Source organism: Rhodobacter sp. JA431 (genome assembly GCF_900217725.1).
GTDB classification, from domain to species: domain Bacteria; phylum Pseudomonadota; class Alphaproteobacteria; order Rhodobacterales; family Rhodobacteraceae; genus Rhodobacter; species Rhodobacter aestuarii.
In genome coordinates this window covers 113,991-135,971 of sequence record NZ_OBMP01000007.1, presented here as the reverse complement: position 1 = coordinate 135,971, position 21,981 = coordinate 113,991, and the positions used below count along the sequence as shown (strand labels likewise).

The window sequence follows — 21,981 nt, the reverse complement described above, 5'->3', positions numbered from 1 at the left end:
CGCATTCATCCCAGCACCTTCATCGCGCGGGTGATCCCTTCCAACGTCAACGGGAACATGCGGCCCGCGAAGATCTGATCAATCATGCCAATCGACATCGTGTAGGACCAGTGCCGCTCGGGCACCGGGTTGAGCCAAATGTGATCGGGCCATTGTTCGATCGCGCGTTCGAGCCAAAGCGCGCCGGGTTCGGGGTTCCAATGCTCATTCGCGCCGCCGACATGGGTGATTTCATAAGGCGACATTGAGGCATCGCCGACAAAGATGCATTTGTAATCCGGCCCGTAGCGGTGCAGCACCTCCCATGTCGGGAGCAACTCGCCCCAGCGGCGGTGGTTGTCGCGCCACACACCCTCGTAAAGGCAGTTGTGGAAGTAGTAATGTTCAAGATGTTTGAACTCGGCCCGCGCGGCGGAGAATAGCTCATCCACCAGCGCGATATGGTCATCCATCGAGCCGCCAACATCGAGAAACAGCACGACTTTCACCGCATTATGCCGCTCCGGCCGGGTTTTCACGTCGATATAGCCCGCTTCGGCGGAGGCGCGGATTGTGCCGGGCAGGTCCAGTTCTTCATGGGCGCCGTGGCGCGCCCATTGCCGCAGCCGTTTGAGCGCCACTTTGATGTTACGGGTGCCCAGTTCCACCCGGTCATCGAAATCACGAAATTCGCGTTTGTCCCAGACCTTGACCGCGCGGCGGTGGCGGCTTTCGGCTTGGCCGATGCGCACGCCTTCGGGGTTATAGCCATAAGCGCCAAAAGGGGAGGTGCCCGCGGTGCCAATCCACTTATTGCCGCCTTGGTGGCGTTTTTGCTGTTCTTTGAGCCGCTCGCGCAGCGTTTCCATCAGCTTTTCAAAACCGCCCAAAGCCTCGATCTGGGCTTTCTCTTCCTCAGACAGGTGCTTTTCGGCCATTTTGCGCAGCCAATCCTCGGGCAGATCAAGCGCATCAAGAACGGCTTCTTGAGGAATGGCCTCCAACCCTTTGAAGGATTCTGAAAAAGCTTGATCGAAGCGGTCTAGGAAACGCTCATCTTTCACCATCGCCGCGCGGGCGAAATAGTAAAAGCCATCCAGATCATAGGTGCAAAGGCCTGCCGCGAGCCCTTCCAGAAAGCCCAAATATTCGCGCGGGCTGACGGGAACGCCAGCCGCGCGGAGGTTTTCAAAAAAGGGTAAGAACATCACATCCCCCGCGCCAGTTGCCCGGCGCGGGACTTGCGCGCCGGATCAGCCGCGCCCGGCGCGGGCCAGCGCCGCCACTTCGGCGGCCCGAGCGCGCACCGCAGCATCGGAGCCAAAACCGTAGCGCGCCCATTGCGCCGAGTCGACCCGTGCCTGCTGCGCCTGCGCCGGATTGCCGAGCGTATCATAGGCTTCTGCGCGGATGAAATAGAGCGTCGCCATCAGCGCCGCGTTTTCGCCGCTCAGCGCCGGGGTCATCGCCCGGTTCACCAGTGCAATCGCATCTTGCGCACGACCGGCAGAAAGCGCGAAAGCCGCAAGCTGCATATCGACATGGGCCGATTGAATGCCCGCACCCGGGGTGGCGCGATAGATGTTGCCAGCTTTGGCAAAGGCATTCAGCGCGGTTTCCGGGTCGTTTTGCACGCTCAGGCGGCCAAGCGCGAACCAGCCAAAGGCGGCGCGGGTATCGTTCCAGCCTTGCGCGGCGGCCAAATTGATCGCGCTCATCGCGGCGGCGCGGCGTGCCCCGGTGTTGCCCGGACCAATCGCCCGGTTCACCGCAGACACATAGGCGCGCGGGGTCGGGTCATCGCGCAGGCCACGCACCGCGCCCCCTGCAGGGTTGAGGCGCGCAAAGACGGCGGGCAGCTTCGCCTGCACCTCGGGCGCGCTCATGCCCGAATGCAACTCGCCTGCATAAGTCGCGCGCAATTGCATCATATCATAGCGTGTTAGCACGGTATGAAAGTTGTCATCGTTCCAGACCGAATTCGGCAGACGGTAGAGGTCATTGAGTGGCCCAAGCGCTTGGCTTGTTTCCTCATGCAGACAGTCGCGCACCTCTTGGGGCGTGGCTTCCGCCGGAATGAAAACCGTGGCCGAGACGCGCTGCTTCACCTGTGTCCAGTCGCCCCGTGCCGTGCGGCGGGCGGCGCGGTAATCGTCCCAGCCGCTGACATTGGGCACCACGAAACAGGCGGCATTCGGCACTTCGCGCGACATTTGTTTGCGCGGCACGAAGTCGATCTGAATGTGGTTTTTCGCCGAAGCCCCCACCGAGATCGGAACCCCGGCCTCGCTGCGCAGTCGCGACACGAGCCGCGCCAATTCTCGCGGTGCGCTGGCAGGCGCACCCGCCCCGAGCGAGACCGTGATCGGCCCTTCAAAGCGCGAGAATTGCGGGATTGCGCGCCCGGATTCGAGCGAGAAGCTCAATTCCATGAAGTCCCGCGCCAAGGCCGAATTGCTTGGCAGGCTTTCAGGGCGCTGCGCTGGCAACGACATATCCACGCCCGCTGATGGATCAGCGAGGGGAAGGTCGATGGCTGCCGTTGAGGCCCGAGTGGTGGGCGCATCAATACTGGGCGGGGCTGACATACAGCCCGCCAGCATCACAGCGGCAATCAGCCCGGAGCACCGGGCAATAGAATGAGAGGCCCGCAGCGCATGGCGCTGGGGCCGGACGAATTCCGCGGTGGCAGCCGCAGAATCCGCCCGGAACGGCAGACAATTCGAACGCATGGCAGTGCGTATCCCAGGTTTTGTAGGCCACTGTAGGCACAGCGCCGTAACTTCGACCAGTAATTCTTTGAGTTGCAATGGGATTTTAATAAGGCGGCCCCAGATGTGGTGCCATTAACCTTTCAAACACCCGCCTTATTGTTGCCACAATTGGGCAGCGCGTGCGGCTTTGGTGCAGATGCGGAAACGCAGCGTTCGGAAACCGAGCCGATCTGGGCAGATTAGCGCCGAATCAAGATCATGTTGTTTCCGATCTGGAAACACGCATAGCGTGCAAATAATGGAAAATGCTCGCGTTTTTTTGCTTTTCGCGGCGCAAGCCGTAAACATTACCGGCCTTGCCGCAGGCATTGGCGGGCAAAATGAGAACGCCCCAGCGCGAAGCCGGGGCGTTTTGAGGTGTTCGAGTCGTTGGAGTAACGAGCGCCTTAGCGGGCGCGGCGACGCCCACGGCCCCCGGCCGACGCGGCAGCAGCCGAAGCCTCGGCAAAGGTCGCGCCTTCTTTCATCGCATCCAGCACTTTGGAGAGTTTGATCCACTCCATCGAGTTGGCGTCGTGGTCCATCAGCAAGTTGGCGGCGCGGATCGCCTCCATCTCTTGGCTGCGCACCGGGTTCATGATCGCCGAGGTCATGCCTGCGCCAATCGCCATCGGCAAGAAGGCCCCGTTGACGCCATGACGGTTCGGCAGACCGAAGGAGATGTTCGAAGCGCCGCAGGTGGTGTTCACGCCCAGCTCGGTACGCAGACGTTGCACCAGCGTGAAGACCTGACGGCCCGCCGAGGCCATCGCGCCCACCGGCATCACCAGCGGGTCGACCACGATGTCATGCGCCGGGATGCCGAAATCGGCCGCGCGCTGCACGATCTTTTTCGCCACCTCAAAGCGGACATCGGGGTCTTCCGAGATCCCGGTGTCGTCGTTCGAGATCGCCACGACCGGCACATTGTATTTTTTCACGAGCGGCAGCACGAGTTCGAGACGCTCTTCTTCCCCGGTGACGGAGTTCAACAGCGGGCGGCCCTCACAGGCTTCCAGACCGGCTTCAAGCGCGGCGGGCACCGAGCTGTCGATGCACAGCGGCACATCGGTGATCGCTTGCACGCGGGTGATCAGGTCGCGCATCAGCGGCGGTTCAACGAAGTTGTTGTCGGCGTAACGCGGATCTTCGGCCATTTTGTTGGAGAAGACAGCGCCCGAGTTGATGTCGAGCACGGTCGCGCCACAGGCCACCTGTTCCAGCGCATCTTTCTCGACGGTGGTGAAATCGCCTAGCTCCAGCTCGGCGGCCAGTTTTTTGCGGCCCGTCGGGTTGATACGCTCGCCGATCACGCAGAAGGGCTCGTCGAAGCCGATGGTGACGGTCTTCGTCTTGCTCTCGAGAATGGTGCGGGTCATTTTCAGCCTTTCACTTGATCTGCGATCCAGGTCGCGTTCGTTTTGATACCGCCGAGCGGGAAGAAATGCACGGCTTCGATGCCGAAGGCGGGGTTGGCGGCTTTATGCTTTGCCAGTTCTTTCAAAAGTTCGGTCGGCTCCAGCGGCGCGAGCAGCTTGGTCACGTCTTTGGCGCGTTTTTGCAGCACTTTGAGCGAGGGGCCAACACCGCAAGCGATGGCGTATTTGATCAGCGTTTGCAGCTTGGCCGGGCCCGCGATGCCAATATGCACCGGCATGGTGATGCCTTCTTCGGCCAGACGGTTCACCCAAGCGATCATCGGACCGGCTTCAAAGGCAAATTGGGTGACAATCGCGCAATCGGCGTCGGTGGTGTCGGCGAAACGCTGTTTCATATGCAGCGCTTGCATCACCATTTTGTCGCCGCCTTTGGGGTCGATGTCGCGGCTGCCTTCGGGGTGGCCCGCGAAATGGAGCCGCTCAAAGCCCGCAAACGCGCCGGTTTCCACAAGCTGCATCGCATTATCAAGCGTGCCCACCGGCGTGGTCGGCCCGCCGCCCAGCAGCAGCGCTTGTTTCACATCGGCTTCGCCTTTGTAGCGCGCAACCCAGTCACGCAGTTGCAGCGCGTCGCGCATGATGCGCGCGGGGAAGTGCGGCATCGGCTCGAAGCCTTCTTCGCGCAGCCGCTTCACCGTGGCGACCATTTCTTCAATCGGCGTGCCTTCGATATGGGCAACATAGACGCGGGTGCCCGCAGGCAGGAGTTCGCGGAAGTCCGGGATCTTCGCGGCGGTGCGCGGCATCACTTCCATCGAGAACCCCTCGAGGAAAGCAGGCACAGCGCCATTGGTGGGCGCACTGGTGTCGCGGCGGAAATTCAGAAGGGCCATGTCTCTCTCCGTCAGGTTGTCTGGCTGGGTGGGGCGGCGTTTGCCCAGCCGTCATTGGCAATCAACCGCGCCAAAGCCGCGGCATCGTAGTCGGAGAGAACCCGCGCCAGTTCGGCTTCGGCTGCTTCCGCATCCGATCCGTCGCGGGTGCCAATCATCACCTTGCGCCATTCTGCAAGATAGGCGTCGCTATCTTTTGCGCCCACTTTCATCGCGCAGCGATCAATCGCTTGCTCAAACCGTTCGGGGAGCGGTTTCTTAACGCCCCGACGGCCAGAGCCGACAATGATCTGCGCTGGAATGTCGCGCCAGAAGACGATGGTGATATCGGCCATGTGTGATTCCCTCTTGATCCAGCAATACGTGTCAAAACGACGACGCCGGTGACGGATTTCGACATCTTTCGCAAAGTTGGCGACACAGCCACGTTTCCTTACCCGGCTGTTGCATCGCTGCGCATCCTCGAATTCTGCAAGATGATGATGAGCCTTGCTCACTTGCCGTTAAGGTCAAGGAAGCAGGTGCTGAAGCGCGGGTTTTGCCTTAAAACTTGGTCGCTTTCTTGCTGATTGCGCCGCGGCGCGGGCGGCAAGGCTGCGGTGCGCCCGCTTTCTTATTGCGCAGCGCATCACCGAACCGCTCACAAAATCAGGCAAAATCGGGCTGCGGGGGCGATGTGACGATCGTCACCATATCGTCACCTGCGCGCTTGATCCTGCCTCCCCCCCGCGCTACCTAGGGGATAACTTGAAATCGGAGGGCGTGAAGATGGCGCCCAGGCGTCCTCGGGCTGCGGGCGCGATCCCGAAAAAGGTCGAACGCGCTGCACCCACCCCCGCCGAGTCGGGCGAGCTTTATGCTGCGCTTGATCTCGGCACCAACAGTTGCCGGATGCTGATTGCCCGACCGAAGGGGGATCAGTTTCAGGTGGTCGACAGCTTTTCGAAAGCTGTCCAGCTCGGCCAAGGGTTAGAAGCCTCTGGGCGCCTTTCGCGTTCATCTATGGCGCGGACGGTGCAAGCGCTGCAAATTTGCCGCCGCAAGATCGAAAGCCATGGCGTGAAGCGGATGCGCTTGGTCGCAACCGAGGCCTGCCGCCGGGCGGGCAATGCGCGTGACTTCATCCGTTACGTGCGACGCGAAACCAATCTGCCGCTGGAGATCATTCCGCCAGAAGAGGAAGCGCGGCTCGCGGTGATTTCTTGCGCCTCGCTGGTGAAGGCTGAGACCGAGCAGCTTTTGGTTGTGGATATTGGCGGCGGCTCGACCGAGCTTGTCTGGATCGACATTTCCAAAGTGCCGTGGTGTGATCGCCCGCGCTCGATCATGCGGCTCTCGGGCGGGTTTTCTCAGCCCGAATGCGATATTCCCTCGGCACGCGTGGTCGATTGGATTTCCGTGCCGCTTGGGGTGGCCACGCTCAAAGACCAATTCGGCGATGTCGAAGATGATGCCGCGCGGTTTGCGCTGATGTCTTGGTTCTTTGAAGAGAAGCTGGCCGATTTCGCGCCCTATGCATCGGGCACGCCGCAAGCCGGGTTTCAGGTGATTGGCACCTCGGGCACGGTCACCACCGTTGCCGCCTGCCACCTTGGGCTCAAGCGCTATGATCGCAACCGGGTCGATGGGCTCACCATGACCTCGGGCGAAATTGATGCGGTGATCCGCTCGTTTTTGAACTTAGGCCCGGATGGGCGGCGCGCGGACCCGCGCATTGGGCGGGATCGGCACACGCTCATTATGTCGGGCGCGGCGATCTTGCAGGCGTTGATGCGGGTCTGGCCCACAGACCGGATGTCGGTCGCGGACCGTGGCCTGCGCGAAGGGCTGCTTTACGCACAAATGGCCGAAGATGGCGTCTTAGAAGAAATGAAGCCGATCGAAGGGGAAATGAAATGACGAAAACTCCGACCGGCAAGAACACTTCGGGCCGTGGACAGCGCGATCTTCGGGTGCGGGTGAAAACCGCAAAAGGGCGGAAGCTGTCGTCCACCCTTTGGCTGGAGCGGCAACTGAACGATCCTTATGTGATCCGCGCCAAGAAAGAGGGCTATCGCGGCCGCGCCGCCTTCAAGATTTTGGAGCTGGATGAAAAGTTCCGCTTCCTTGTGCCGGGCGCACGGGTGGTCGATCTTGGCTGCGCACCGGGCGGTTGGTGCCAAGTCGCGGTGAAACGCGTCAATGCGCTTGGCGAGAAATCGGGCAAGAAGCGCGGCACCGTGCTGGGCGTTGACCTGCAAGAAGTGGATGCAATCGCCGGGGCCGAAATCCATCAGCTCGACTTTTTGGAAGATGATGCCGATGAAAAGGTGAAGGGCTGGCTTGGGGGCAATGCCGATGTAGTGATGTCGGATATGGCCGCCGCCGCTTCGGGCAACCAGCAGGTGGACCACCTGCGCATCATTACGCTTTGCGAGCATGCCGCCTATTTCGCCTTTGATGTGCTGGATGAGGGCGGCACCTTTGTCGCCAAAGTGCTGGCGGGCGGGGCCGAGCAGGGGCTGATGACCGTCTTGAAAAAGAATTTCGACAAGGTGGTGAATGTGAAGCCGCCTTCAAGCCGCAAGGACAGTTCCGAAAAATTCGTTGTGGCGACAGGCTTTCGCGGCAAACGCCATGAAGAGGGGGCGAGTGAGTAGCCTTTTGCGACCAAAGTCGTAGGGGTCGCACCTCTTGCGCTAACATCGAAACCGCCTATCCTGCCATTTCGTCGCACCGAAAAGAGGGGAGGCTTTCCGATGCGCAATTCCCGGCCACAGGGCCGCAATCATGCCGAGATCGTGCAATCGGTCGTCTCCTCTCCGCGTGCGGCGGGGCAAGCGGGTTTTGCCGCCTCTTGGCGGCGCTCGATGATCCATCACAAACTTGACCCGGCGGTGCACAAAGCCGGGGAGCGGCTCTCGGCTTCCGAGGTGGCGCTGCGGCGCGAGGCAGCGGGGCTTTTGTTGCAAGTGGCGACGCCCGTGCTCGACCGGTTGGCGCGCGCGGCTTGTGAGGCGGGCTGTGCGGTCTTCCTCTCCGATGCCGAGGGATTCGTGCTGGATGAACGGATGCGCGAAGGCGACCGGACCGCTTTTCACGGCTCTAACCTTGCGCCGGGGTCGGATTGGTCCGAGGGCCGCGAGGGCACGAACGGTATTGGAACCTGCTTGGCCGAGGGGCGCGCGGTGACGGTGTGGCGTGACCAACATTTCCGCGCCAATAACACCGGGCTCACCTGCATGGGCGCACCGGTCTTTGGCGCGCAGGGCGAATTGGCGGGGGTGATTGATGTCTCTTCCGCGCGCGAAGATATGACCGAGGGCTATGCCTGCCTTGTGGGGCTGACGGTGCAAGATGCGGCGAGCCGGATTGAATCCGATCTTTTCCGTGCTTCTTTTGAAGGGGCGCGCATCCTTTCCACCGGTGGTGCGGAAGATGGACCGCAAGGGGTGATGCTTTTGGCGCTCGACCGCGATGATCTGGTGATTGGCGCAACCCGCGCCGCGCGGCGGCATTTGGGGCTTGAAGAAGCGCAGATTGGGCGGCTGCCCGCGAATGATCTTTTCGGCGCGCGGTCGGAAACCGGCCAAGGCGCGCTGGCCGAGGCGCAACGGGCCGAAATGGCACGCGCGCTCGCGCGCTCGGGCGGCAATGTCTCTGCCGCAGCGCGTGATCTGGGCATTGGCCGCGCCACCTTTTACCGTAAAGCGAAAGCGCTCGGGCTGAGCGTTTAAGGCCAGCCGGGCAGGGCGCTGCACCCCACAGCGCGTTTCATACAGGGTGCAACGGCGTATTGGCGAAGCCCGCCGCAGCCACATCGCGGCACAAACTATCCCATTGGCAGTCGCGGCAAGCGGCACGGATCGTGTCGGACGCAAAGGCCGCGCGCAACGCGGTGATACGCTCTGCGGTAAGATGTAGTGTCGCCCCCGGCATGATTTCGATGCCCAGCAAAGCGCCCACATCGCGCGCGGCGGCGGCATCGCGTGCGGTGACGCTACAGCCGTGGCAATGCGGTTCGGGCTCATCGAGCAATGGCGCGCAAATATCATCGGGGCCGGTGACGATCTCAATCTCTTCGCCCGCACCAAGACGCGGCATGATGGCGGACATATTCACCGTAAAGGCGGGTGTGTAACCGCTGCCCGCATAGCTGAGCATGCACAAAAGGTGATGCGGTCTGAGCCGGATCGTCATGCTTGGGCCTTTGCGGGGAGAGGGGAGGGCATTTGGGGCATCGCTTTTCGTGCTTTTCTGTCCGTCGTGTGATTCCCCGTAGCCCAGATGACCGCAGTTGGCGCAGCGCTGCAACCGGATCGGTTTCCTGATCGGCCTGCGACAAGCTGCCGCCTTTACCAAAATCTTAATGCTGCAGTTGCACCTGTCTCGCCCCTGAAACAGGTGAGGCATAACCCCAGAACAAACCGGCTATGCAATATACGCAAGCTGTCGCAAGGTAAGTCCATCAACAGGCTCTGGGAGGAGCTGGTGACCATCAGGGAGGAATAAGATGGCCAACGACATGCCGCATGCGTTCAACGGGGTGATGGTGTCGCCCTTCAAACCGCGCTACGAAAACTTCATCGGGGGCAAATGGACGCCGCCGGTTGGGGGCCAGTATTTCGACAACATCACGCCGATCACCGGCGAGAAAATCTGCGAAGTCGCCCGCTCGGGTGCCGCAGATGTGGAACTGGCGCTGGATGCCGCCCATGCGGCCCGCGAAGCTTGGGGCACCACCTCGGCCGCGCATCGCTCCAACGTTCTCTTGAAAATCGCCGATCGTCTGGAAGAAAACCTCGACCTGCTCGCTGCCGCCGAAACTTGGGACAACGGCAAGCCGATCCGCGAAACCACCGCCGCTGACATTCCGCTGTCGGTTGACCATTTCCGCTACTTTGCGGGCGTGCTGCGGGGCCAAGAGGGCTCGATGTCGGAAATCGACAACGACACCGTCGCCTACCACTACCACGAGCCGCTCGGCGTTGTGGGCCAGATCATCCCGTGGAACTTCTCGATCCTGATGGCGGCGTGGAAACTTGCCCCGGCGCTCGCCGCTGGCAACTGCATCGTGATGAAACCGGCCGAGCAAACGCCCGCCGCGATCATGGTGCTGATCGACGTGATCAAAGACCTGCTGCCCGCCGGTGTTCTGAACATCGTCAACGGCATGGGCCCCGATGTTGGCGCGCCGCTGGCCCGTTCGAACCGGATCGCGAAGATCGCCTTCACCGGCTCGACCGAAACTGGCCGTAAAATCATGCAATACGCCACCGAGAACCTGATCCCGGTGACGCTGGAGCTTGGCGGCAAATCGCCCAACATCTTCTTCTCTGACGTGATGGCGAAGGACGATGCCTTCCTTGATAAAGCGGTCGAAGGCTTTGTGCTCTTTGCCTTCAACCAAGGCGAGGTCTGCACCTGCCCGAGCCGCGCGCTTGTGCAAGAAGACATCTATGAAGAGTTCATCGCGCGCTGCATCGCCCGCGTGAACGCCATCAAACAGGGCGACCCGCGTTTGATGGAAACGATGGTCGGTGCGCAAGCCAGCCGTGAGCAGCAAGACAAGATCATGTCTTACCTCAAGATTGGCCGTGAAGAAGGCGCGGAAGTGCTGACCGGTGGCGATGCGGCGAGCCTTGGCGGCGATCTGTCGAATGGCTTCTACATCCAGCCGACGATCCTCAAAGGCCACAACAAGATGCGGGTCTTCCAAGAAGAGATCTTTGGGCCGGTCGTTTCGGTGACCACCTTCAAAGACGAAGAAGAAGCCCTGCATATCGCCAATGACACGATGTACGGCCTTGGCGCTGGCGTCTGGTCGCGCGACATCAACACCTGCTACCGCTTTGGCCGCCATATCCAAGCGGGCCGGGTTTGGGTGAACAACTACCATGCCTATCCGGCGCACGCGGCCTTTGGTGGCTACAAACAATCGGGCATCGGGCGTGAAACCCACAAAATGATGCTCGACCACTACCAGCAAACCAAAAACATGCTGGTCAGCTACAACCCGAACAAGCTGGGCTTCTTCTGATCCTTCCCATCCGCCCAGCTTTGGCCGCTCCTTCCCGGGGGCGGCCATTTTTATTTGCATCGAATGCCACGTATTATCGCCTTGTCATTCTGAACAAGGGAAACCGCTTCTTAGGCTTGTTTGCTTAGCCTTCCCGGCGTCCGAGTTCGGGAGTTTTCGTATGTCCCTCCGCAAACAGATCCTGCTTTTGCCTGTCGTTGCCGCATTGATCGGCGTGTTGCTTGTCTCCGCCGGAATGGTGCTTGTAGGGCAGCAAACGCTTGAAGCCGCTTACGACAATGAACGTGCAGTAAATGAAGAAACGCTGCGTCTGGCGTTGATTGGCAAAGAAACCGAAGCGCTGTCGATGGCGCGGGTTTTGGCCGCGATCCCCGCGCTGCAAGAAGCCGCCGCGAACCGCGATGACATGGCGATCGAGGCGATTTTGGCGAAAGCCTATGATGATCTTGTGGCTCAAACCGGGCTCAAGCAGATGCAATTCCATACCCCGCCTGCGACCTCGCTTATTCGTCTGCACAAGCTGTCGAAACGCGGCGATGATCTGAGCCCGTTCCGCCAGACCGTGGTGGATGCGAACCGCGACGAAGTCTCTGTCATGGGGCTGGAGCGTGGCGTTGCCGGTGTGGGCGCGCGCGGCATCGCCTCGGTGCGCTGGCAGGGCAAACATGTCGGCACCGTCGAGGTGGGCTTTGACATGGATGTGAAATTCCTCGGCGAGATGGCCGCGAATACCGGGAAGATGTACGAGTATTACGTGGTGCCCAGTGCGGATGTGGCCGCCTCGACCGGGGAAGCTTTGGCCGGAATTGAGCGCACGGCAGATACCACCGGCGCACCGCCAATGCTGGACAGCGCGCAGATTGCGCAGGTGTTGGAAACCGGCTCGGTGGATGTCGAACATGACTTCGAAGGCGAGGCCTATATTGGCCGTGCCATCGCGGTGAAAGATTTCTCTGGCGGGATTGCAGGGATCTATGTGGTTGCCGGCAAGAACCACTTGGCCGCACAGCTTTTGGCAAACGAAATCAAAATGATGAGCGTCTCTGTTGTGTTGGCGCTGGCCTTTGCCTTCGCCTTTGCATGGGGTTACGGAAGCCGCATCGTCAATTGCATTTCGCGGATGTCGCAAACGACCCGGGCAATTGCCGAGGGCGATACCAATGTTGAAGTGCAGGGGCTGAATCGCAATGATGAGATCGGCGCGATGGCCAAGGCGCTGCAGGTGTTCAAAGCCAATCTGCAAGAAAATGCCCGGATGCAGGCCACGATTGCCGAAGAAGAGGCGGCATTGAAAGCCGCTGAGGCTGCGCGCATCGCACAAGAAGAAGCGGCTCGCGCGGAGCGCGAGCAGGCGGAAGCCGAGATGATCGAACGCCGCCGTCAACGCGAGATCGCGGCGCAAGAAGAGGCCGAACGTCAGGCGGTTGAGGCACAAGCGCGGCTGGCCGATCAGGAACGCGTGGTCAGCGCCTTGGCGCATGGCTTGCAGGCTTTGGCCGATGGTCATATCTGCGCGCGCATCCACGACCCGCTGCCGGGCGACTATGATGTGCTGCGGCAAAACTTCAATGCGGCGCTCGAAAAGCTTTGCGGGGCGATGCAGCATATTGATGACAGCGCGGTGCGGGTGGATGAAGAGGCGGCGCGTTTGGCCGATGCCTCGACCCGGCTGTCGCATAACGCCGAGCAAAATGCGGCGGCTCTGGAAGAAACGGCTGCGGCGCTCAATGAATTGACCAGTTCGGTCTCTTCGGCGGCGGAAGGGGCTGTGAGCGCGCGCAAAATGGCGGATACGGCCCGCGACAATGCCGAAAACGGCGCGAATGTGGTGAAAGAGGCGGTCTCGGCGATGGCGGAGATTGAAACCTCGTCTGAGGCGATTTCGCGGATCACACATGTGATCGAAGAGATTGCTTTCCAAACCAATCTCTTAGCGCTGAACGCAGGGGTTGAGGCCGCACGGGCGGGCGAAGCCGGACGTGGTTTCGCGGTTGTGGCATCTGAGGTGCGGGCGCTGGCGCAGCGCGCCTCGGATGCGGCACGTGAAATCTCGGATCTGATCACCACTTCCACCACGCAGGTGCAGGGTGGGGTGAAGCTGGTGGGCCGCACCGGCGAGGCGCTGGATCATATTCTGACCTCGGTGCGTGATATTCATGTGCGGATGGGCGAGATTGCTTCTTCTGCCGAAGAACAGGCGCGCGGCATCGTCGAGATCAATGGTGCGGTGATGCAGCTTGATCAGACCACGCAGCACATGGCCAATATGACCGATCAAACGGCGGCATCGGGCCGGGCGCTGGCGATGGAAGGCACGCAGCTGAAACAGACGGTCGAGACCTTCGATCTCAAGAAAGATGCGGTAAGTGCCGCCACCGCCTCGGCAGCCTGATCGGCACAGGCTTTGATGAAAACGGGGCGCCCTTGGGCGCCCCTTTCGATTATTGCCGATGCGTTGCGCAGGCTTAATGCGCGGTGTCTTCGCCTTTTTTGACCGGCGGATATTTGGCGTTTTTCTTCAGTGTTTTGGCGTGGTTCGTGATCCAATCCATCGCCGCCAAAAGAACGCCAGAGATCACGAACACCAGATGGATCACCACCATCCAGATGATCTTTTCTTGCGGATATTTATCGAGATCCATGAACACCTTCAGCAGATGGATCCCCGAGATCGCCACGATCGAGGCCACCAATTTTAGCTTGAGGGTCGAGAAATCGACCTCGCCCTGCCAATCGGGCCGGTCTTCGTGGTCGCCCGTATCCATGCGCGAGACGAAATTCTCATAGCCCGAGAAAATGACGATGAGCAGAAGGTTCGCGGCAAGGCTGAGGTCAATCAGCGACAGCGCCCCCATCACCGCGTGATCCACATCAAGACGCGGGACTTCCAGCGCGAAGTGATAAAGCTCCAGCGCAAAGGCCCAAAGCAGGATCGCCAAGACCGCAACAAGGCCCAAATACATCGGCGCCATCAGCCAGCGACTGGCAAACAGCACCCGTTCAATTGCGCGTTCCATGAAATTCCCCCTGAAAAAGCGCGGGCCAAGCCCGGACGCAATGCCTTGCGTCTAGATACGCATCAGGGGGCTCCATGCAAAGATATTTGTCTTTAGCAAAGCGCTTTGTCAGCCGCCGCGACGAAACTGCGAGGGCGTTTTGCCGATTTTGCTATGGAAGGCGCGGGTGAAATAGGCGGGGCTGGTGAAGCCCAAGGTTTCCGCGATCTCTTTCACCGGGGCACGGGTTTCCGAGAGCAGCCTGCGCGCCTCATAAAGGCGGCGTTCTTGCAAAAGCTCCGACGCCGCGCGGCCGCAATTGGCGCGGCAGGCGCGGGTCAGGTGCGTGGGCGTGACCCCAAGCTGCGCGGCATAATCGCTGACCGTATGACCGGTGCGGAAATCGCGCTCCAAAAGCGCCGAATAGCGCGCCACCAGCTTCCGGGTCGGGCCAGCAGGGCGGGTTTCGGCGGGCAGGGCTTCGCTTTGGCGCTCAATCACCACGCTCAAAAGTCCCAGATAATGGCTTGCCGCGCGGTCCGCACCGGGGCGCCCGCTTTCCAATTCGCGGGTGACGGAATCGATCAACCCGGTGAGTTCGGCTTGCGCGGCGGTATCACGGATCCGCAAATGCTGCGCAGCATGGGGCAGCGCCAAATCCGTATTGCGGCCAAAAAAGACAGCCATACCATGGGTTTGCAAGCCGACCTCAAAAGCGTGCATGACCCCTGCGGGGATGAAGGCCGCCGTATAGGGGCCATAGCCGCGTGTGACGCCGCCCATGGTGATCCGGCCCTGACCACGGGTGAACCACAAAAGATAGGGTTCAGAAAACGCGCGCATCGCCTCCACCCGCCAGCGCCCGCCTTGGGTGAGGCGCGCGAGCGGCACCACACGCGGCGCCGAGGGCGCCTCGGGCAACAGCGTCGTGCGCGGTTTTGCGGGCGCAGAACTCGCCTTGGACACGGGCTTATCATCAGGTCGCGCGGGCGCGGTCTGCGTCGCCATTTGCGACAACGGAGGGGCATTGAACAGTTTCACGGGGCAGCTATCCGAATAGCGGAAATCGCTTTAAGAATAGGGGCGAGCAGCTTGTTATTGCAACGAAAATTAAGGGGATCGGCGGGTTTCTGTTAGCCGCGCAGGATATTGTGCCAGTCTTTCATGCGAGCACGAAACCATGTGCGTTGGCGCTTGGCATATTGGCGCGAAGCGGCCTTGGCGCGGGTGATTGCTTCGTCCAAATTCAGTTCGCCGCGCAAATAAGCCACCAATTCCGGCGCCCCAATCGCACGCGCCCAAAGCGCGGTTTCGTCCCAAATCGGCAGCACCGCGCGGACCTCGTCTAGTGCGCCATGCTCCATCATCAGATCAAAGCGCCGATCGATCCGCTCGGCCAAAGTATCGCGGTCCATCTGCACCACAAATGCGGCGCAGTCGGTGAGCGGCAGCAGGGGCGGGGGCGTGTCATCTTGCCAAGCGGCCAAACCGCGCCCGGTGGCCTGCTTCACCTCCCACGCGCGCTGCACGCGCATTGGGTTCAGCGGATCGACCCGTGCAGCCGTGGCGGGGTCAAGTTCGGACAGCATGCCCTCATGCCCCTCGGCCATGCGCCGTGCATCGGCCAGTTCGCGCACTTCGGGCGGGGTTGCGGGGATCTCGGCCAGCCCCTCGGTCAGCGCGGTGAAATAAAGCCCCGTGCCCCCCGTGATGATCGGTCGCGGCCCGGTGCCCGCGCGATGGGCAGCAAGAATAGGCGCAAGCGCGCGCAGCCAATGCCCGACGGAGTATTCTTGCCCCGGCGCAAGGTGCCCATAGAGCAAATGCGGCGCGCGGGCCTCTTCTTCTGCGGAGGGGCGGGCGGAAAGCACTTGCCAGCAATTCCAGATCTGAAGCGCATCGGCATTCACCACAACGCCGCCGGATTGCGTTGCAATATCAAGTGCTAAAGCCGATTTCCCGCTTGCGGTCGGCCCCGCGATCAGCACCGGGCGGTCGGCGGGCAGTGTTGCAGGATCGAACATTTGCCTCCCCCTCAGGCGCGCGCGGCGGGTTGTATCTGGCGCTCATTTGCGACATTTTGCGCGGCAATGACAACCCGAGATCAGATCGAGGAACCGCGATGAGCGACGCTGCCGAGCCGAGTGTGAAATACAAGCGTGTGTTGTTGAAGATTTCCGGTGAGGCATTGATGGGGGACCAAGGCTACGGCCTGCATCCGCCGACCGTTGCCCGGATCGCGCGCGAAGTGAAATCGGTCCATGATATGGGCGTCGAGATTTGCATGGTGATTGGCGGCGGCAACATCTTCCGCGGGCTTGCGGGCTCTGCGCAGGGGATGGAGCGCACCACCGCCGATTACATGGGGATGCTGGCCACAGTGCTCAATGCGCTGGGGATGCAAGCCCAGCTTGAGGCGCTTGGTATCCACACCAGAGTGATTTCGGCGATTCCGATGGATCAGGTCTGCGAGCCCTACATTCGTCGCCGCGCCGTGCGTCACCTTGAAAAAAAACGCATTTGCGTGTTTGCGGCGGGCACCGGCAACCCCTATTTCACCACCGATACGGCGGCGACGCTGCGCGCCAATGAAATGGCCTGTGAGGCGATTTTCATGGGCAAAAACGGGGTTGATGGGGTCTATGACATGGACCCGAAAAAACACCCTGAGGCGAAGCGTTACGAGACCGTCAGCTATGACGAGGTTTTGCAAAAGAACCTTGGCGTCATGGATGCTTCGGCAATTGCGCTTGCGCGCGATAACAACCTGCCGATCATCGTCTTCCCGCTTGATGAGCCGGGCGGCTTTAAAGGCATTTTGGCTGGCAAAGGCACCTACACCCGCGTTCAGGGGTGATTTGGGGCAAATTGCGATGACGCAGGGGCAGGGTGTGCGCGCTTGGCCCCTATCCATTCGCGCGCCGTGCCACTATAGAGAAACAGACTGACAAGACCCGGGGGGAACCCATGTCCGAAGAAATCGAAATCGACACCGATGACCTTGAACGCCGCATGGATGGGGCGATGCATGCGCTCAAACATGAATTTGGCACCCTGCGCACCGGCCGTGCCTCTGCCACGATGGTGGAGCCGATCATGGTCGATGCCTATGGCTCGATGACGCCGATCAACCAAGTCGGCACGATCAACGTGCCCGAGCCGCGCATGGTCACCGTAAACGTCTGGGATAAGGGCCTGATTGCCAAGGTGGAAAAGGCGATCCGCGAATCTGGTCTGGGCATCAACCCGCAGACCAACGGGCCGATCATCATGCTGCCGATCCCGGAACTGAACGAAGAGCGCCGCCGCGAGTTGACCAAGGTCGCCGCGCAATATGCCGAACATGCCCGTGTCGCCATTCGCAACGTGCGCCGCGATGGTATGGATCAGGTGAAAAAGGCCAAATCCAACGGCATGTCGGAAGATGACCAGAAATTCTGGGAATCCGAGATCGAAGATCTGACCAAAAAGCACATCGGCTTGGTCGATAAGGCGCTTGAAGACAAGCAAGCGGAGATCATGCAGGTCTAAGACCTGCGGAAAGGCAGTTCATGGCCGCGACCGAGCCCAGCTCTGAGCCAGCGACCGGGGGCGGCATCACCGATTACGGGGTGCCGCATGTCGCCATCATTATGGATGGCAACGGCCGTTGGGCCAAACAGCGCGGCTGGCCGCGGCTGGTCGGCCATAGAAAGGGCGCAGAACGGGTGAAAGAAATCGCCCGGGCCTGCCCCGATCTTGGGGTGAAATACCTCACGGTCTATGCCTTTTCGACCGAGAACTGGAAGCGCTCGACCGAGGAAGTGCTGGGGCTGATGGCGCTGTTCGCGCGCTATATTCAGCGCGAGGCAGATGCGCTTTCTGCCGAAGGGGTGCGGATGCGCTTCATCGGCAACCGTGAACCGCTTGATCCGAAGCTGGTCGCGCTGATGGAAGGGATCGAGGCGCGAACCTCGGGCAATTGCCGGCTCAATCTGACGGTCGCCATCAACTATGGCGGGCGTGATGAATTGCGCCGCGCGGCCGCAGCTTTGGCGGCCGAAATCGCGGCGGGTCGTGCGCCGGACAGCGTCACCGAAGCCGATCTTGAGGCCTATCTGGATACCGCTGGGTTGCCCGATCCGGATTTGGTGATCCGCACTTCGGGCGAGACGCGGACCTCCAACTTCTTGCCGTGGCAAGCGGCTTATTCCGAATATGAATTCACGCCGACGCTTTGGCCTGATTTCACGCCGCAAAAGATGGCGGGAATTTTGGCCGATTTCGCCACACGTGATCGGCGTTTTGGCGGAGTGAAAGCATGAGTGCGAATTGGTCCGATCTGCGCGCGCGCACCCTTTCGGGGATCGCCATGGTCGCCGTGGGCGGCTTTGCGATTTGGTGGGGCGGGGTGGTCTTTGGGCTTCTGGCCGCGCTGGTCGTCACGCTGATGATCTGGGAATTGGCGCAGATGACGACACCCGAGGGCGTGTCGGGTCTGCATGCGAAAGCGCTGGCGGCTTTTGCTGGGGCGCTCACGCTTTTGGTGCTGTTTGTGCCCAATGCCATCACCCGGATCGCGCTTTTGCTCCCGGTGATCGTGGGCACGCTGCTGCCGCGCCGCGACAAGCCGATTTTTGCCGCTTACGCGTTTTTTGTCATGGCGACGGGCTATGCGTTGATCATGTTGCACCATTGGATTGGCGCGCTTGGGATTTTGTGGCTCGTGGCGGTGGTCGTGGCCTCGGATGTGGCGGGCTATTTTGCGGGCCGCGCGCTTGGCGGGCCAAAGTTCTGGCCGCGCTTTTCGCCGAAAAAAACCTGGTCTGGCACCGTGGCGGGCTGGATCGGCGCGGCGGGGATCGGCGCGCTGTTCTGGGTGATTGGCATGGGCAGCGCGGTGCTGATCCCGCTCTCTGCACTTATCGCCTTTTCCGGCCAAATGGGCGACATCGCCGAAAGCGCGATCAAGCGCCGCATGGGTGTGAAAGACAGCTCCAACCTTATTCCGGGGCATGGCGGGCTACTGGATCGCTTTGATGCGCTGATTGGCGCAGTTTCCATTCTGCTCCTGATCTATCCTCTATTGCCGCAGAACTTTTTCGGAGGATAAGTCATGCGACGCGTTTCGGTTTTTGGGGCCACCGGCTCGATCGGGGTCAATACGCTTGATCTGATCGCCCGCCGTCGGGGCGCGTTTCAGGTGGTGGCCCTGTCGGGTGGGCGCAATGTGAAATTGCTTGCCGAGCAGGCGCGCCAATTCAACGCCGAACTGGCCGTAACCGCGCATGAAGAGTGCCTACCCGCATTGCGCGATGCGCTTGCGGGCACGGGAACCGAGGTTGCCGCAGGCACGCAGGCTTTGGTCGAGGCCGCGCTGCGTCCCGCTGATTGGGTGATGAGCGCTATCGTCGGCGCAGCGGGCTTGGCGCCGGGGTTTGCCGCGCTCTCGCAAGGCACGACGCTCGCGCTTGCGAACAAAGAATCGCTCGTCACCGCCGGGCCGCTTTTGCTGGCCGAGGCGAAAAAACACGGCGCGCGCATCTTGCCCGTCGATAGTGAACACTCTGCCGTGTTCCAAGCTTTGGTGGGCGAGGATATGGCCGCGGTGGAGCGGGTGATCATCACCGCTTCTGGCGGGGCGTTCCGCGATTGGCCGCTCGAAAAGTTGAAAGACGCGACGGTTGCGCAAGCCTCCACCCACCCAAACTGGGCAATGGGGCAGCGCATCACCATCGACAGCGCCTCGATGTTCAATAAGGCGATGGAGCTGATTGAAACCAAAGAATTCTTTGGCCTGCCACCGGAAAAAATCGAAACCATCGTGCATCCGGAATCGCTGATCCATGCGCTTGTGGGGTTCAAAGACGGCGCGCTGATGGCGCATCTGGGCGCGCCCGATATGCGCCATGCGATTGGCTATGCGCTCAACTGGCCCGAACGCGAAGATCTGCCGGTGGAACGGCTCGACCTTGCGAAAATCGCGGCGCTCACCTTCCGCGCGCCTGATGGGGTGCGCTTCCCGGCGCTGCGGCTTGCGCGCGAAACGATGGATATGGGCGGCACGGCGGGCGCGGCTTTCAACGCCGCCAAAGAAGCCGCATTGGACGCCTTCATCGGCGAAGAAATCGGTTTTCTGGCCATGACCACGCTCGTTGACCAAGTGCTTTCGGAAATGACTGCGCGCCATGACCTTGGCAAACCGCTTTCCGATCTCGATATGGTCTATGAGACCGACGCCACGGCGCGCGCCCTTGCACGCCAGATGATCCCGAGCCTGAGGACCTGACCCTTGGAATTCCTGCCCGATTTCGGCAACCTGCTTTACACCATCATCGCCTTCATCCTTGCGCTTTCCGTGATCGTTACGGTGCATGAATACGGCCATTACATCATTGGCCGGATTTGCGGCATCAAGGCCGAGGCGTTCTCGATTGGCTTTGGCCCGACGCTGATCAGCCGCAAAGACAAACATGGCACCGTCTGGAAACTTTCGGCGATCCCGGCGGGGGGCTATGTGAAGTTTTTGGGCGATGCCAATGCAGCCTCGGCGGGCGCTGACGAAGGTGCGATGGCGGCGCTGAGCGCAGCCGAGCGGCGGCAAACCATGCATGGTGCTCCGCTTTGGGCGCGTGCCGCCACGGTCGCGGCGGGCCCCGCATTCAACTTCATCCTGTCGATCTTCGTCTTTGGGGCAGCGATCTGGTGGCAGGGCACGGCTGTTGAGCCGCCGCGCGTGGCGGAAATTGTCGCGCTGCCGAATGGCTCGGGCGATCTGCGCCCCGGTGATGCGGTTCTGGCCATCGAAGGCGTGGACCTGCCCGATTACAGCGCGTTGATGGATATTCCCACGCCCGAAGCGCCATTCCTGACCTATCGCATCAACCGCGATGGCGCGGATATGGAGGTCGAAGGGCCACAAATCGCGCCGCCGCGCGCCGATCAGGTGGTGCCGCAATCGGCGGGCTATGAGGCGGGGTTGTTGGCGGGCGATGTGATCACCGCGATCAATGGGCAAGAGATTTGGCGCTTCGAAGACATCGTGGCCGCCGTCGATGCCACCAAAGGCGCGCCGCTGGATTTACAAATCTGGCGCCCCGGCGAGGATGGCACGAGCGAGACCCTGAACATCACGCTTTCGCCCAAAATCATCGACATTCCGCAAGCCGATGGCAGCTTTACCAGCGACTATAAGATCGGACTGATGGCGGGGATGGGCTTTTCGCCCGAAACCGAGCGCGGTGGCGTTGGCGAGGCGCTGGTGAACGGCACCAAACAGACTTGGCGCACCGTCACCGCCTCTGTCTCGGCGATTGAGAATATGGTCTTGGGCAATATCTCAAGCTGTAACCTGCGCGGCGCGATTGGCATTGCCGAAGGGTCGGCGGCGGCGGCCAAATCTGGCTTGGCGGATTTCATCTGGTTTATCGCGCTTTTGTCCACCGCTGTGGGCTTTATCAACCTGATGCCGATTCCCGTGTTGGATGGCGGCCATTTGATGTTCCATCTGTGGGAAGGCATCACCGGCAAGCCGCCGTCAGATCGTGTGATGTCGATGATGGTGTCGGTCGGTCTTGCGCTGGTGCTGAGCCTGATGGCCTTTGGCCTTTGGAACGACATCTCTTGCTAAAAGAGACGCTTTTGCGCTTGGCCTTTCGGCTCGGCGCAAAAGCCTCATTTTCGCCATATTCAGCCGCATTTGCGCCGCAATAGAGGGGTAACCCGATCCTGACGGATAGGGAGCACTCTCATGACGATGGTTCTGGCAGAAGGTTATCGCGGCTTGTCGCTGGTGTGGGATCTCACGCTGGACCGTCTGTTGATGCCCGCCGCGATCATGGTCGCGCTTTCCGGGGCCGCCGTGATCGGCGTGCAATTGCATGAGATGATGGGCCCGATGGCGCCCGCCTCATACCAGCTTTAAGACCTCTTTCCCACAGCGCTTCACTCTATCGCCGCTTGGCCGCTCAGTCGCTTTGACAA

21 protein-coding genes are annotated in these 21,981 nt (G+C 61.0%); 12 read left to right on the top strand and 9 right to left on the bottom strand.

Going from position 1 to position 21,981, the window contains the following annotated elements:
* Positions 1-5 precede the first annotated feature (5 nt).
* The 5 genes from CRO18_RS14405 to CRO18_RS14380 all read right to left on the bottom strand — a co-directional run bounded on the left by CRO18_RS14405 (position 6) and on the right by CRO18_RS14380 (position 5,339).
* On the bottom strand, positions 6-1,187 hold the full coding sequence (locus tag CRO18_RS14405; protein ID WP_097082649.1) for a VWA domain-containing protein: 1,182 nt from the start codon (positions 1,185-1,187) through the stop codon (positions 6-8).
* Between the two features lie 45 nt (positions 1,188-1,232).
* Positions 1,233-2,474: a DUF2927 domain-containing protein gene (locus tag CRO18_RS14400; RefSeq protein ID WP_097082696.1), complete on the bottom strand. Its 1,242-nt coding sequence runs from the start codon at positions 2,472-2,474 to the stop codon at positions 1,233-1,235.
* Between the two features lie 665 nt (positions 2,475-3,139).
* Positions 3,140-4,111 carry a methyltetrahydrofolate cobalamin methyltransferase gene (locus tag CRO18_RS14390; protein ID WP_076484591.1) on the bottom strand — a complete coding sequence of 324 codons (972 nt, stop codon included), beginning with the start codon at positions 4,109-4,111 and terminating at the stop codon, positions 3,140-3,142.
* A gap of 2 nt (positions 4,112-4,113) precedes the next feature.
* On the bottom strand, positions 4,114-5,004 hold the full coding sequence (locus tag CRO18_RS14385; protein ID WP_076484592.1) for a 5,10-methylenetetrahydrofolate reductase: 891 nt from the start codon (positions 5,002-5,004) through the stop codon (positions 4,114-4,116).
* Between the two features lie 11 nt (positions 5,005-5,015).
* Positions 5,016-5,339: a virulence factor gene (locus CRO18_RS14380; protein WP_076484593.1), complete on the bottom strand. Its 324-nt coding sequence runs from the start codon at positions 5,337-5,339 to the stop codon at positions 5,016-5,018.
* Between the two features lie 433 nt (positions 5,340-5,772).
* Here CRO18_RS14380 and CRO18_RS14375 point away from each other — a divergent pair, with 433 nt between their 5' ends.
* From CRO18_RS14375 to CRO18_RS14365, 3 genes are all read left to right on the top strand, one after another.
* The gene (locus tag CRO18_RS14375) at positions 5,773-6,903 is read left to right on the top strand and encodes a Ppx/GppA phosphatase family protein (protein WP_076484791.1); all 1,131 of its coding nucleotides are present in this window, start codon (positions 5,773-5,775) and stop codon (positions 6,901-6,903) included.
* A complete protein-coding gene (locus CRO18_RS14370) occupies positions 6,900-7,643 on the top strand; it encodes an RlmE family RNA methyltransferase (RefSeq protein WP_076484594.1) in 744 nt (247 codons plus the stop codon). The genes CRO18_RS14375 and CRO18_RS14370 overlap by 4 nt, the downstream gene beginning before the upstream one ends.
* Positions 7,644-7,742: 99 nt before the next feature.
* Positions 7,743-8,720, top strand: a complete 978-nt coding sequence (locus CRO18_RS14365) for a GAF domain-containing protein (RefSeq protein ID WP_097082647.1) — start codon at positions 7,743-7,745, stop codon at positions 8,718-8,720.
* Positions 8,721-8,757: 37 nt separating this feature from the next.
* Here the strand turns inward: CRO18_RS14365 and CRO18_RS14360 are convergent, their stop codons facing one another.
* Positions 8,758-9,183, bottom strand: coding sequence for a DUF1284 domain-containing protein (locus tag CRO18_RS14360; RefSeq protein ID WP_097082646.1), 426 nt, complete (start codon positions 9,181-9,183; stop codon positions 8,758-8,760).
* 313 nt (positions 9,184-9,496) lie between these two features.
* Here CRO18_RS14360 and adh point away from each other — a divergent pair, with 313 nt between their 5' ends.
* Entirely contained in the window at positions 9,497-11,023 is a 1,527-nt protein-coding gene (gene adh, locus CRO18_RS14355) for an aldehyde dehydrogenase (protein WP_170952690.1), read from the top strand.
* Between the two features lie 160 nt (positions 11,024-11,183).
* On the top strand, positions 11,184-13,415 hold the full coding sequence (locus tag CRO18_RS14350; RefSeq protein ID WP_097082645.1) for a methyl-accepting chemotaxis protein: 2,232 nt from the start codon (positions 11,184-11,186) through the stop codon (positions 13,413-13,415).
* 73 nt (positions 13,416-13,488) lie between these two features.
* Here the strand turns inward: CRO18_RS14350 and CRO18_RS14345 are convergent, their stop codons facing one another.
* The 3 genes from CRO18_RS14345 to miaA form a co-directional block, all read right to left on the bottom strand.
* Positions 13,489-14,040 (bottom strand): TIGR00645 family protein, encoded by a 552-nt coding sequence (locus CRO18_RS14345; protein WP_097082644.1) that lies wholly within the window; start codon positions 14,038-14,040, stop codon positions 13,489-13,491.
* Between the two features lie 108 nt (positions 14,041-14,148).
* Positions 14,149-15,060, bottom strand: a complete 912-nt coding sequence (locus tag CRO18_RS14340) for an AraC family transcriptional regulator (protein ID WP_249276074.1) — start codon at positions 15,058-15,060, stop codon at positions 14,149-14,151.
* Positions 15,061-15,152: 92 nt separating this feature from the next.
* A complete protein-coding gene (gene miaA, locus CRO18_RS14335) occupies positions 15,153-16,043 on the bottom strand; it encodes a tRNA (adenosine(37)-N6)-dimethylallyltransferase MiaA (RefSeq protein ID WP_097082642.1) in 891 nt (296 codons plus the stop codon).
* Positions 16,044-16,141: 98 nt separating this feature from the next.
* Between miaA and pyrH the strand changes: the two genes are divergently transcribed.
* From pyrH to CRO18_RS18880, 7 genes are all read left to right on the top strand, one after another.
* The gene (gene pyrH / locus CRO18_RS14330; protein WP_076484600.1) at positions 16,142-16,876 is read left to right on the top strand and encodes a UMP kinase; all 735 of its coding nucleotides are present in this window, start codon (positions 16,142-16,144) and stop codon (positions 16,874-16,876) included.
* Between the two features lie 110 nt (positions 16,877-16,986).
* Positions 16,987-17,550, top strand: a complete 564-nt coding sequence (gene frr, locus CRO18_RS14325) for a ribosome recycling factor (protein ID WP_076484601.1) — start codon at positions 16,987-16,989, stop codon at positions 17,548-17,550.
* A 20-nt stretch (positions 17,551-17,570) separates the two neighbouring features.
* The gene (gene uppS, locus CRO18_RS14320; RefSeq protein WP_076484602.1) at positions 17,571-18,323 is read left to right on the top strand and encodes a polyprenyl diphosphate synthase; all 753 of its coding nucleotides are present in this window, start codon (positions 17,571-17,573) and stop codon (positions 18,321-18,323) included.
* A complete protein-coding gene (locus CRO18_RS14315; RefSeq protein ID WP_076484603.1) occupies positions 18,320-19,111 on the top strand; it encodes a phosphatidate cytidylyltransferase in 792 nt (263 codons plus the stop codon). Before uppS ends, CRO18_RS14315 begins: the two co-directional genes overlap by 4 nt.
* A 3-nt stretch (positions 19,112-19,114) precedes the next feature.
* The gene (dxr, locus tag CRO18_RS14310; RefSeq protein WP_097082641.1) at positions 19,115-20,287 is read left to right on the top strand and encodes a 1-deoxy-D-xylulose-5-phosphate reductoisomerase; all 1,173 of its coding nucleotides are present in this window, start codon (positions 19,115-19,117) and stop codon (positions 20,285-20,287) included.
* Between the two features lie 3 nt (positions 20,288-20,290).
* A complete protein-coding gene (rseP, locus tag CRO18_RS14305) occupies positions 20,291-21,628 on the top strand; it encodes an RIP metalloprotease RseP (protein WP_097082640.1) in 1,338 nt (445 codons plus the stop codon).
* A 120-nt stretch (positions 21,629-21,748) separates the two neighbouring features.
* A complete protein-coding gene (locus CRO18_RS18880; protein WP_170952682.1) occupies positions 21,749-21,922 on the top strand; it encodes a hypothetical protein in 174 nt (57 codons plus the stop codon).
* Positions 21,923-21,981 lie beyond the last annotated feature (59 nt).

Coding starts and splice junctions, on each gene's coding strand:
- CRO18_RS14380 (WP_076484593.1), bottom strand. CDS start 5,339: ATGGCCGATATCACCATCGTCTTCTGGCGCGACATTCCAGCGCAGATC.
- frr (WP_076484601.1), top strand. CDS start 16,987: ATGTCCGAAGAAATCGAAATCGACACCGATGACCTTGAACGCCGCATG.
- CRO18_RS14345 (WP_097082644.1), bottom strand. CDS start 14,040: ATGGAACGCGCAATTGAACGGGTGCTGTTTGCCAGTCGCTGGCTGATG.
- CRO18_RS14315 (WP_076484603.1), top strand. CDS start 18,320: ATGAGTGCGAATTGGTCCGATCTGCGCGCGCGCACCCTTTCGGGGATC.
- CRO18_RS14400 (WP_097082696.1), bottom strand. CDS start 2,474: ATGTCGTTGCCAGCGCAGCGCCCTGAAAGCCTGCCAAGCAATTCGGCC.
- CRO18_RS14370 (WP_076484594.1), top strand. CDS start 6,900: ATGACGAAAACTCCGACCGGCAAGAACACTTCGGGCCGTGGACAGCGC.
- CRO18_RS14390 (WP_076484591.1), bottom strand. CDS start 4,111: ATGACCCGCACCATTCTCGAGAGCAAGACGAAGACCGTCACCATCGGC.
- CRO18_RS14405 (WP_097082649.1), bottom strand. CDS start 1,187: ATGTTCTTACCCTTTTTTGAAAACCTCCGCGCGGCTGGCGTTCCCGTC.
- CRO18_RS18880 (WP_170952682.1), top strand. CDS start 21,749: ATGACGATGGTTCTGGCAGAAGGTTATCGCGGCTTGTCGCTGGTGTGG.
- CRO18_RS14385 (WP_076484592.1), bottom strand. CDS start 5,004: ATGGCCCTTCTGAATTTCCGCCGCGACACCAGTGCGCCCACCAATGGC.
- dxr (WP_097082641.1), top strand. CDS start 19,115: ATGCGACGCGTTTCGGTTTTTGGGGCCACCGGCTCGATCGGGGTCAAT.
- CRO18_RS14350 (WP_097082645.1), top strand. CDS start 11,184: ATGTCCCTCCGCAAACAGATCCTGCTTTTGCCTGTCGTTGCCGCATTG.
- uppS (WP_076484602.1), top strand. CDS start 17,571: ATGGCCGCGACCGAGCCCAGCTCTGAGCCAGCGACCGGGGGCGGCATC.
- CRO18_RS14375 (WP_076484791.1), top strand. CDS start 5,773: ATGGCGCCCAGGCGTCCTCGGGCTGCGGGCGCGATCCCGAAAAAGGTC.
- CRO18_RS14360 (WP_097082646.1), bottom strand. CDS start 9,183: ATGACGATCCGGCTCAGACCGCATCACCTTTTGTGCATGCTCAGCTAT.
- miaA (WP_097082642.1), bottom strand. CDS start 16,043: ATGTTCGATCCTGCAACACTGCCCGCCGACCGCCCGGTGCTGATCGCG.
- pyrH (WP_076484600.1), top strand. CDS start 16,142: ATGAGCGACGCTGCCGAGCCGAGTGTGAAATACAAGCGTGTGTTGTTG.
- adh (WP_170952690.1), top strand. CDS start 9,497: ATGGCCAACGACATGCCGCATGCGTTCAACGGGGTGATGGTGTCGCCC.
- CRO18_RS14365 (WP_097082647.1), top strand. CDS start 7,743: ATGCGCAATTCCCGGCCACAGGGCCGCAATCATGCCGAGATCGTGCAA.